The sequence below is a fragment of the Pseudomonas helleri genome (assembly GCF_009600315.1).
Lineage (GTDB): Bacteria > Pseudomonadota > Gammaproteobacteria > Pseudomonadales > Pseudomonadaceae > Aquipseudomonas > Aquipseudomonas helleri_A.
This window is the reverse complement of record NZ_WIWC01000067.1, coordinates 1-10,094: the sequence shown is the minus strand read 5'-3', so window position 1 is coordinate 10,094 and position 10,094 is coordinate 1. Positions and strand designations below refer to the sequence as shown.

The window sequence follows — 10,094 nt, the reverse complement described above, 5'->3', positions numbered from 1 at the left end:
CGCCGTGACGGGCCATCCTTGGCCCAACACGGCTCTCCCGGCATCCATGCCGGTCGACCCACTCCGCGAAACCTCCATTCGGCCTCCCGAAGGGGCGGCAGATCAAGATCAAGATCAAGATCAAGATCAAAAGCCAAATCAAAAGCCAGATCAAAAGCCAGATCGAAAGTCAGATCGAAAACTACCGGCTACTTACGTGCTCGCCCGTGCTTTGGCGCTGACGAAGGACGAACGCTGCAACTACAAGGCCGGGATTACGCGTAGTAATCCACCGCACTGCTGCCCAGCACGACACTGGGCGCTACAGGCTCAGCGGCGGCAACCGCATGATCCTCGCCAGCACCGCTCTCAAGCCGTTGGCCGCCAGCGCTATTGCGTGCCTGCTGCTCCTGGCCCTGACCTTGCCAGTTACGCGATTGATCAGACACGTTCACGTCAACCTGCCCCATGCCTTGCTGGGCAAACATCTCCCGCAGGCGATGCATTTGGCTGTCCAGCGCTTCACGCACACCCGCATGACCGCTAACAAAGTTAACTTGAGCCGCCTGATCGGCGCTGATGTTGACGCGAATATCCAGTCGCCCCAATTCCGCAGGCTCCAATTGAATATCCGCAGATTTGAGATTGGCACTGGACAGGTACATGACCCGATTGACCACTTCTTCGGACCAGCCGCTCTGGTGCATGGCCAAAGGCTGGTTGATCGGCAGGGCGTTGGCTGTTTTCGGCACCGCGGCCTGAGTCAATGCAGCCAGACGGTTGGCGAAGTCATCGACCCGCGTGTCGCTGGCCGCGCTTTTAAGGTCTTTAAGGCCGTCATCCACCAGACCTTTAAAGGCTTTTTCGCCCCCTTCTCCCGGCTCTGATGAATCAGCTTGGGTGTCGATCAACAGGGCAACAGACGCCACAGGCCCTTGAGTGTTAGCCGCCATGTTGTCGGCGCCACCGGCTTTGGCGGGCGATTTGCTGGCGGCAGATATATGACCGCCCTGTTCCATCGCCAGACGCAATGCAGGCAGATCATCCAAAGGGTCGGCGGGTGGCTCGGCAGTGTCATCTACCACAGGTTCAGGCTGGACCTGAGCGGCGGCGATCAACGCCATCGCGGGAGACGGTGGCGCTTGAGCGTCGACCGGAGTCGTCTCGACACTGGGCGCAGGCTCGGTTGAATCGACCACCGGCGCCGTGGCAACCGGATCGGGCACAGGGGCCGTGTCGCCCGGCGTTGTTGTGCTCAGGTCAGTGTCAGCCGCTTCCTTGGCCTTGCCAGCAGGCAAGGATTTGCCGCTATCGGCAACAGTCGATGATTTACCGGCACCCGCCAACCCTTTGGCAGCCGACTCCGGCGCTTTGCTGAAGACCGTATCGGACGCCTTGGCATACACCCGTGAAAATTTTTGCCCGCCGCTATCAGCAGGCGGCGCTGCCTTGCCGGCAGCAGCCTTGGACGCCGCGGCGGCAGGTGATGAGAGAAGCGGGTTGGCAGCAAATGGCATGTGTGAGTCTCCGCTGCACGGCAGGCATCGGTGCAGGTCAGAGATTCAGAGCAAGGTTCGGGCCAGTTTGGCCCAATCAGTTCGCGGCCGACTCTGACGAGTCGTAACGCTGTCGCTCGGCAACGTAAAGTCGACGGACCATTTGGTACTCATCGCTGATTTCAATGACGAGTTTCTCGACACCCGCCAACTGCTTTTTGTGTGCACGCTCTTCAAGCTGACCGCACAAGTGCGCCAAACGAATGGCACCCATGTTGCTGCTACTGCCTTTGAAGCTGTGCGCTACCAAGGTCAGGTCACTGGCGAGATGGGCGCTTTTGAGCTGGTCGAGGCGTTCTTGCGAGTCGGACAGAAAGGTATCAAGCAGGTCGGCAAACCCGCCCTCCATCATGTCGCGTAAGGCACTGACCACGTCGGGGTCCATATGAATGTCAGACACTTGCTCACTCCTTGATCAAGAATGGACGAATTATGCCTGAGCCTCCCATGAAAACTCTACGGTTGCGCTCCGACCATCGTCGGACCAACGAACTTGCGGGCACATTTGCCGGATTAAACTGACTCCACGACCCGACAAACGGTCTCTATCCAACGGTCTGGCGAGTATGCTGGCAACGTCAAAACCCGCACCGCTGTCTTCCACGCAGAGCACGGCACGACCGCCTTCACGCAGTGGGATCACCTGTAATTGCACGCGCACATAACCGTCTCGCAAGGCTGCCAAGCGCTCCTTGCGCAGCTCGTAATATTTGGTAAAACCTTGAGGGTCACGCTTGAGGCTAGAGTCCAGGCCCAGCACCCCGTGCTCCAGTGCATTGCTGTACAGCTCCGACAGCACCGCATGAATAACCGGCCCTTGGGGCCGCAACCCGTGTACCTCCATTAACAATTGCAGCAGATACGGCAACGGGTTGAACTGTTGCAGTGAAACGGCGCGAAACTCAAAGCGGGATGACCAGTCCAGCGGGCTGCATTGGCCACTGTCGGAATAAAGCATGGGCGGCGCACCCAACTTCTGTGGCAACTGTGAGGTGATGTGGACCATGCTCACGTCATCACGACTGCTGCCTTGAAAATCGCGCAACGCCTGTTGAACTTCGGCAATCAACTGCTGCGGATCGCTATTGTCAGCCATCACGCGCTGCAAGCGCTCGACCCCAAACAGCTGATCATCAGGGCCACTGGTGTCGATCACCCCATCAGTCAATAAAAACAGCTGATCACCGGGCATCATTGGCCACACCTGCGTGGCATGGTCGAAGCGCTGCGCGGGCAACACCCCCAAAGGCAAATGCTGCGAAGTCAGGGTCGCGTCGTGACCCGCCCGGCTCAGCAGGTAACCATCGGGCATACCGCCATTCCAGACTTCAACACTGCGCCGCAGCGCGCTCACACAGGCCAAAGTGGCGCAGCAAAACATGTCGATGGGCAAGATGCGCTTGAGCTTGGCGTTCATTTCGCGAAGTATTTCGCCCAGCCTGTAGCCCTTGGCCGTCATGCTGTAGAACACCTCAGCCAGCGGCATCGCGCCAATCGCAGCTGGCAGTCCGTGCCCGGTGAAGTCGGCCAGCAGCAGGTGTGTATCGCCGGTCGGGGTGTAGGCGGCCAGTAGCAAATCGCCATTGAACAACGCATAGGGTGATTGCAAATAACGAATATTCGGCGCACTCAAACAGCCTGAGTGCGCCACCCGGTCAAACACCGCTTTGGCCACACGCTGCTCATTGAGCAGGTAGAGGTTGTGCCGCACGATCTGATCGCGCTGTTGCAACACCGTGTCCTGCAAACGCCGCAAGCGATCCATGACGGTGATTTTCGCCGCCAGCACCAACGGGTTGTAGGGTTTGATCAGCACATCATCGCCGCCCGCTTCAAGGGTACGTGCCAATGCATGGGCGTGATCCAGCGAGGTGAGGAAAATCACCGGCACCAGCGCATCACCGGCCAGCGCCTTGATTTGGCGAGTGGCCTCAAACCCATCCATCACCGGCATCAAGGCGTCCATCAACACCAGATGTGGACGCTCACGGACAAACAGCTCGACCGCTTCAGCCCCGTTGGTTGCCAACAGCACCTGGTGCCCCTGCTTTTGCACGATCCGTGAAAGCAGTAGACGATCGACCGGACTGTCTTCAGCAATCAGTATCGTCAGCGGGCTCTTCACGTGATATCGAACAGCTGGTTGAAGTTGGAAATATCCAGGGTTTTGCTGACATCCAGGCTGCAGTTGATGACCCTGATATCGGACTCATCGCCGCCTGCATAATCGCGCAACATCAACAACATCCCCAGCGCCGAGCTGTCGAGGTAGGTGGCTTCTTTTAAATCCACCACCACCGACTGCGGCTTGGTTTGGAGTTTTTCGTAAGCGTCACGAAATTCTTGATGCTTGGCAAAATCGAACCGGCCTTTGATGGCGATTGTCAGTTTGCTGCCGTCTTCCGAGATAACGGACGTAACTGCCATAAGCTTGCTCCCGTGTCAGCTATCGGTTGGACAGTGAGACTATAGACGCTCTGAAAGCGAAGGCACTCGCAGCATTCGCTCCTTGCCAACGACTACTGGATGGGCGTTATGCGCACCAGACGCTGAGACAGTTCATCCATCAGCTTTTGCTCGCGCTTGTCTTCCAGCTGACGGGCTTCGTCGGCGTAGCGTTGCACCAACTTGCGCAAGCCCTCGACCCGGGCATACGCCTGTTGCCAGGTTTCACGGGCCTTGTTCAGGTTGTTTTCATGCCACACCAGACTTTGCCGTTGCTGGGAGACCGCGGTTTCCAGCTGATTAAGGAAGTACTGGTAGTTGCGCATCCATTGCCCGCTCACGCCCTGACTGCCGCGTTCGACCCATTGCGCCTGATAGTCGCCACGGAAATTCTCAAGGTCGCCAAGTTTGCTGTTGGCCAGATTGACCTGCCCCTGAAAGTGCCCAAGGCGCATGGCCGCGGCCTTTTCGGTTTTCTCGGCCATCTCGACCACAGGCGCAAGGCGCGCTGCTCTTCCATCCTTGGCCACGGACCTTTACCCGCCCGCAGCCGGAGCAAAAAGGCTGCCCAGGTGGCCTTCGCTTTCGGCCATGCCGATCTTGTCGTTCAGACCTTGACGCAAGTAACCCACCATCGCGGGTTGCAAGGCGATGGCCGTATCGGTCTCGCGGTCGCCGCCCGGCACGTAGGCACCGACGCTGATCAAGTCGCGTGCTTGCTGGAAGCGCGACCACAGTTGTTTGAACTGCTGCGCGCGGCGCATATGCTCGACCGTGACCACCGAAGGCATGACCCGACTGATGGACGCTTCGATGTCGATCGCCGGGTAATGGCCTTCTTCGGCCAAACGCCGGGATAAAACGATATGGCCATCGAGCACACCCCGCGCCGAGTCGGCAATCGGATCTTGCTGATCATCGCCCTCGGATAACACGGTGTAAAAGGCAGTGATCGAGCCGCCCCCGGCTTCCGCATTACCGGCGCGCTCGACCAGCTTGGGCAATTTGGCAAACACAGAAGGCGGATAACCCTTGGTGGCAGGCGGCTCGCCAATGGCCAGTGCGATCTCCCGCTGAGCCTGGGCGAATCGAGTGAGGGAGTCCATCAGCAACAAGACATTCTTGCCCTTGTCGCGAAAGTATTCGGCAATCCGCGTGCAGTACATCGCTGCACGCAAGCGCATCAGCGGCGCGTCATCGGCTGGCGAGGCGACCACCACCGAACGCTTGAGACCCTCTTCACCGAGGCTGTGCTCGATGAACTCCTTCACCTCGCGACCCCGCTCACCGATCAGGCCCACCACGATAATGTCGGCCTCGGTGAAGCGCGTCATCATGCCCAGCAGCACACTCTTGCCCACACCCGTACCGGCAAACAAGCCAAGCCGCTGACCGCGACCCACCGTCAATAACCCGTTGATACTGCGAATGCCCACATCCAGCGGCACGCTGATGGGGTCGCGGTTGAGCGGGTTAATGGTCGGGCCGTCCATCGGCACCCAGTCCTCGGCTTTCATCCCGCCTTTGCCGTCCAGCGCCCTGCCTGCCCCGTCCAACACGCGGCCGAGCATGCTCATGCCCATCGGCAAGCGCCCGGTATCGGCCAACGGCACCACGCGGGCGCCAGGCGCGATCCCGGCGACACTGCCCACCGGCATCAGGAAAATCTTGCTGCCGGAAAACCCCATCACTTCGGCTTCGACTTCGACCGGATGAAAACTGTCGTCGTTGATGACCAGACAACGGCTGCCCATCGCCGCGCGCAGGCCTTCGGCTTCGAGGGTGAGACCGACCATGCGCAGCAGGCGGCCTTCTACCACCGGCTGGGCAGGCAAGGTTACGGCCGCGGCATAGGTGCTCAGGCGCTTGGCAAAACTGGTGCGCTCAAGGCGCATCGGGGGTGTCCAGGTCGACGGCGATGTCTGCCGCAGCCAGGTGCAACGCTTGCTCGTGCAGTTGATCGAACAGTTGGCTCATCGCCAGCTTGATGCGCGTCTCGATACTGGCGTCGATGCGACTGTGTTCCGTTTCAATGCGGCAGCCGCCGGGTTGCAGCGTGTCGTCTTCGACAATCCGCCAGCGCTCTTCATGGCGTTCGCGCAGGGCTTTGATCTGCTCAAAATCCTGCGGATTGATAAACAGGCGGATATTGTCAGCGCCCATCGGCAGCAGTTTCAGGCCTTCGCGCAGCACCTGTTCGATATGCCGCGAGTCGGTTTTCATTTCGCGCTGGATGACCTGTCGCGTCATGTGCTCGACCAAACCGATCATGGCTTTTTCAAGCTGCATGTCCTGTTCGGCCAAGGGCGCCATAAGGCTTTTCATCAAGCGCTCAAGACTGTCGACCTTGGCATTCAAGGCCGTTTCGGCTTCCTGACGCACCTTGAGCTGGGTGCTGTGAAACCCTTCTTTTTCACCGGTCGCGAAGCCATCGTTATAAGCCTCCTGACGGATACTTTCGAGTTCTTCGAGGGTCAGGGGCTGGACTTCATCCAGCGGCACTTCTTCGACTTCCTCGGGCACCTCTTCGACCACCTCGGGCACAGGCTCGACTGGCTCGCGCCACGGGTCGAAACTGGGCAGGCCCCAGACGTCGAAAGCGCCCACATCCCTGGCGCGAATCACATCTCCCGGAGAATCACTATTGCTCACTTAGATCATCTCTTCGCCGCCCTTCCCGCCGAGAACAATTTCTCCGGCTTCGGCCATACGGCGAGCGATGGTGAGGATTTCCTTCTGCGCCGTCTCTACATCACTGACGCGTACCGGGCCCTTGGCTTCCAGGTCGTCGCGCAGCAGTTCGGCCGCACGCTTGGACATGTTCTTGAAGATTTTTTCCTGCACGTTGTCGTCGGAGCCTTTGAGCGCCAGCACCAGCACATCGGATGACACTTCGCGCAGCAGCGCCTGAATACCGCGGTCGTCGACATCGGCCAGGTTGTTGAAGACAAACATAAGGTCTTCGATCTGACCGGACAGGGTCTCGTCGATATCGCGAATCGAATCCATCAACTGCGCTTCCATCGAGCTGTCGAGGAAGTTCATGATGTCGGCCGCACGCTTGATGCCGCCCAATGAGGTACGGGCCGAATTGGAGTTGCCGGAGAACTGTTTTTCGAGGATCTGGTTCAGTTCCTTGAGCGCTGCCGGCTGCACGGTATTGAGCGACGACACGCGCAGGATGATGTCCAGACGCGCCTTTTGATCAAAATGACCGAGCACTTCGCCCGCCTGATCGGGGTCGAGGTACGCCACCACGATGGCTTGAATTTGCGGGTGCTCGTAGCGGATTACGTCCGCCACCGCACGCGGCTCCATCCATTTCAGGCTGTCGAGGCCGCTGGTGTTGCCACCCAGCAGAATCCGGTCGATCAAGCCGTTAGCCTTGTCTTCGCCCAGCGCCGAGGTCAACATTTTGCGGATATAGCTATCGGAGCCAACGCCCAGGCTGGTTTGATCGCCGACAATCTCGACGAACTCGCTCATCACCTGCTCGACCTGCTCGCGGTGGACGTTGCGCATTTGCGCCATCGCCACACCCACTCGCTGGACTTCCTTGGGGCCCATATGCCGCAGCACCTGGGCGGCATCGGTTTCGCCGAGCGACAGCAACAGGATCGCGGCCTTGTCGACGCGGCTCAGCTTGGCGTTCGCGGCGGCGCGGTTATCACTCATCGGCATTGATCCACTCTTTAACGACCTGAGCCACGCGGCCCGGGTCTTCTGCTACCAGACTCTTGATGGCATTCAACTGGGCGTCATAGCCTTCGCTCGGGCTAGGCAACAGGATGCTTTTCGGCCCGCCCAGACTGACCCGGTCATTGGCCAACTCGCCATCCAGACCGCCCATGCCGGCCAGTTCGGCGTCGCTGCCAATACCCGCCACTTGCTTGTTGCGACCGTTGCCGGTGAGGTTATTGAGCACCGGGCGCAACACGCCAAACACCAGCACCAGAATAAACAGCACACCCAGCGCCTGTTTGAGCACATCCCAGAACCAGGGCTGCGAATAAAACGGAATATCGGCGATGACTTCTGCGCGCTCAGTGGAGAACGGCACGTTGATCACGCTGACGCTGTCACCCCGGCTAGCGTCGAACCCCACGGCGTCCTGCACCAGACGGGTAAAGCGCGCCAGTTGGTCGCTGGTCCACGGCACTTGAGTAATTTCACCGTTGGCCGGGTTGACGTTGACCTTGTCGTCGATGACCACGGCCACCGACAGACGATTGACCTTGCCCTGCTGCTGCTTGGTGTGACTGATGGAACGGTCGAGCTCGAAGTTGCGCGTTGACTGGGTGCGCTTGTCCGCCGGGTACGGCGCGAGCATGGGCTGGCCGGTGGCCGGGTCCATGATCTGCTGACCGTTGGCATCCAGCAAAGGCTGGCCGGGCTGAACCATGCCAGCGGCGCCTGCGGCTTGACCGGTTTGCTGCGGTGCCGTGGCCGGGCCAGGAGGCTGATTGCTCAACGCCCCCGGAACGCCTTGCGGGCCATTGCTGGCGGTGCGCTGCTCGTTGGTCGATTGCTCGCTGCGCAGCGCCGGTTGATCCGGGTTGAACTGTTCGGACGTGGACTCGACCGCACTGAAATCGACATCGGCGGACACTTCGGCTTTGTAGCGGTCGTTGCCCAGCACCGGCTGCAGGATGTTGTGCACGCGCTGGGTCAGCAGGCTTTCCATGCGGCGGCTGTAATCGAATTGCTTGCCGGCCATGGTCAATTCCGAGTTTTCTGCTTGATCAGAAAGCAGATTGCCCTTTTGGTCGACGACCGTGATTTGCGACTTGCTCAGCTCAGGAACGCTGGTGGCCACCAGATTGATAATGGCCAACACCTGCCCCGGCTCCAGCGAGCGCCCGGCGTAGAGTTCAACCAGCACCGAGGCACTGGGCTTGCGCTCGTCGCGCACAAAGACCGAGCTTTTCGGGATGGCCAGGTGCACGCGGGCAGCTTTGACGTTGTTCAAGCTGGAAATGGTGCGGGCCAGTTCGCCTTCAAGACCGCGACGGTAGCGCGTGGCCTCCATGAACTGACTGGTGCCCAGGCCTTGATCCTTGTCGAGGATTTCAAAGCCGATATTGCTGTCGGTGGGCGTGACCCCGGCGGCGGCAAGCTTGAGGCGCGCGCGGGCAACGTCATCGGCCTTGACCAGCAAGGCGCCCGAGTTCGGCTCAACGGTGTAGGCAATGTCGGCGGCGGCCAGGGTTTCGGTGACCTGCTTGGCATCCATACCGGCCAGACTGCCGTAAAGCGGCCGGTAATCGGGTTGTTGCGACCACAGGACCACCGCAAAGCCGATGGCCACGCTTGCAGCCAGACCGACCATCAGGCCGACCTGACGCAACATGGTCATTTCGGCCAGGTTGTCCAGAAAGGAAAGGCCAAACAGCGGGGGCTTGCCGCCCGCCGGGCCGGTATTGGCCGGAACGTTATCCGGGAGTGCATCTGCCATGACTTGATATCGCCCTTAAACCGGCATCTGCATGATGTCTTGGTACGCTTGAACCAGCTTGTTACGCACTTGGGTCAAGGCCTGAAAGGAAACACTGGCCTTTTGCGAGGCGACCATCACATCGGTCAGATCGACACCACTCTTGCCGATTTCAAAAGCGTTAGCGAGTTGAGTCGACGCCTGCTGAGTATCGCTGACCTTGTTGATCGCACTACCGAGCATGTCGGAGAAGCTGCTGGCACCCGCTTCAGGCGCGGCTTGCACAGACGATTTCGATTGCGCCATAGCGTCCATTTGCATGGCCCGCATATCCAACATCAATCGATTAAATTCAATACCTTGGCTCATGGACCACTGCCTCCGACAACCCGCATTTTTTTGACGCTGGGACAACGCTTACTGTGATGAAGCAACAAAGATGCCAGCTCTATGTTGCATCCTGTGATTAACGTAACAAAACGTCGCTTCTGTGGATTGAAAATCAAGATCAACCCTCACCCTAACCCTCTCCCAGAGGGAGAGGGGACTGATCGAGCACGGGCGCTGAATTTGAATATGACTCGGTAAAGCCCCCTCTCCCTCTGGGAGTGTATGGACCGGGGACATCGCGAACACTTTGTTCGGAGACATAGCGAACAGTTAGCGAAGCGATTTCCCTG

Annotated in this window: 10 protein-coding genes; all 10 read right to left on the bottom strand. The window is 59.3% G+C overall.

All coding sequences use genetic code 11. The features are described 5' to 3' along the window. Nucleotides 1-254 precede the first annotated feature (254 nt). The gene (locus GHN86_RS22490) at nt 255-1,496 is read right to left on the bottom strand and encodes a flagellar hook-length control protein FliK (protein WP_153383104.1); all 1,242 of its coding nucleotides are present in this window, start codon (nt 1,494-1,496) and stop codon (nt 255-257) included. Nucleotides 1,497-1,572: 76 nt separating this feature from the next. Next, the gene (locus GHN86_RS22485) at nt 1,573-1,935 is read right to left on the bottom strand and encodes an Hpt domain-containing protein (RefSeq protein WP_323369623.1); all 363 of its coding nucleotides are present in this window, start codon (nt 1,933-1,935) and stop codon (nt 1,573-1,575) included. 30 nt (nt 1,936-1,965) lie between these two features. Further along, nucleotides 1,966-3,660 carry a fused response regulator/phosphatase gene (locus GHN86_RS22480; protein WP_323369622.1) on the bottom strand — a complete coding sequence of 565 codons (1,695 nt, stop codon included), beginning with the start codon at nt 3,658-3,660 and terminating at the stop codon, nt 1,966-1,968. After that, nucleotides 3,657-3,962: an STAS domain-containing protein gene (locus tag GHN86_RS22475; RefSeq protein ID WP_153383100.1), complete on the bottom strand. Its 306-nt coding sequence runs from the start codon at nt 3,960-3,962 to the stop codon at nt 3,657-3,659. Before GHN86_RS22475 ends, GHN86_RS22480 begins: the two co-directional genes overlap by 4 nt. Before the next feature lie 92 nt (nt 3,963-4,054). After that, nucleotides 4,055-4,510, bottom strand: a complete 456-nt coding sequence (gene fliJ / locus GHN86_RS22470) for a flagellar export protein FliJ (RefSeq protein WP_323369621.1) — start codon at nt 4,508-4,510, stop codon at nt 4,055-4,057. Between the two features lie 6 nt (nt 4,511-4,516). After that, nucleotides 4,517-5,875 carry a flagellar protein export ATPase FliI gene (gene fliI / locus GHN86_RS22465; protein WP_153387350.1) on the bottom strand — a complete coding sequence of 453 codons (1,359 nt, stop codon included), beginning with the start codon at nt 5,873-5,875 and terminating at the stop codon, nt 4,517-4,519. Then, nucleotides 5,865-6,632, bottom strand: a complete 768-nt coding sequence (gene fliH, locus GHN86_RS22460; RefSeq protein WP_323369620.1) for a flagellar assembly protein FliH — start codon at nt 6,630-6,632, stop codon at nt 5,865-5,867. The genes fliI and fliH overlap by 11 nt, the downstream gene beginning before the upstream one ends. Next, entirely contained in the window at nt 6,633-7,655 is a 1,023-nt protein-coding gene (gene fliG, locus GHN86_RS22455) for a flagellar motor switch protein FliG (RefSeq protein ID WP_153383095.1), read from the bottom strand. It lies immediately after the preceding gene. Continuing rightward, nucleotides 7,648-9,435 (bottom strand): flagellar basal-body MS-ring/collar protein FliF, encoded by a 1,788-nt coding sequence (gene fliF / locus GHN86_RS22450; RefSeq protein ID WP_153387348.1) that lies wholly within the window; start codon nt 9,433-9,435, stop codon nt 7,648-7,650. The genes fliG and fliF overlap by 8 nt, the downstream gene beginning before the upstream one ends. 15 nt (nt 9,436-9,450) lie before the next feature. Beyond that, nucleotides 9,451-9,783, bottom strand: a complete 333-nt coding sequence (fliE, locus tag GHN86_RS22445) for a flagellar hook-basal body complex protein FliE (protein ID WP_153382973.1) — start codon at nt 9,781-9,783, stop codon at nt 9,451-9,453. Nucleotides 9,784-10,094: the final 311 nt, after the last annotated feature.

Coding starts and splice junctions, on each gene's coding strand:
- GHN86_RS22490 (WP_153383104.1), bottom strand. CDS start 1,496: ATGCCATTTGCTGCCAACCCGCTTCTCTCATCACCTGCCGCCGCGGCG.
- fliG (WP_153383095.1), bottom strand. CDS start 7,655: ATGAGTGATAACCGCGCCGCCGCGAACGCCAAGCTGAGCCGCGTCGAC.
- fliE (WP_153382973.1), bottom strand. CDS start 9,783: ATGAGCCAAGGTATTGAATTTAATCGATTGATGTTGGATATGCGGGCC.
- fliI (WP_153387350.1), bottom strand. CDS start 5,875: ATGCGCCTTGAGCGCACCAGTTTTGCCAAGCGCCTGAGCACCTATGCC.
- fliF (WP_153387348.1), bottom strand. CDS start 9,435: ATGGCAGATGCACTCCCGGATAACGTTCCGGCCAATACCGGCCCGGCG.
- GHN86_RS22475 (WP_153383100.1), bottom strand. CDS start 3,962: ATGGCAGTTACGTCCGTTATCTCGGAAGACGGCAGCAAACTGACAATC.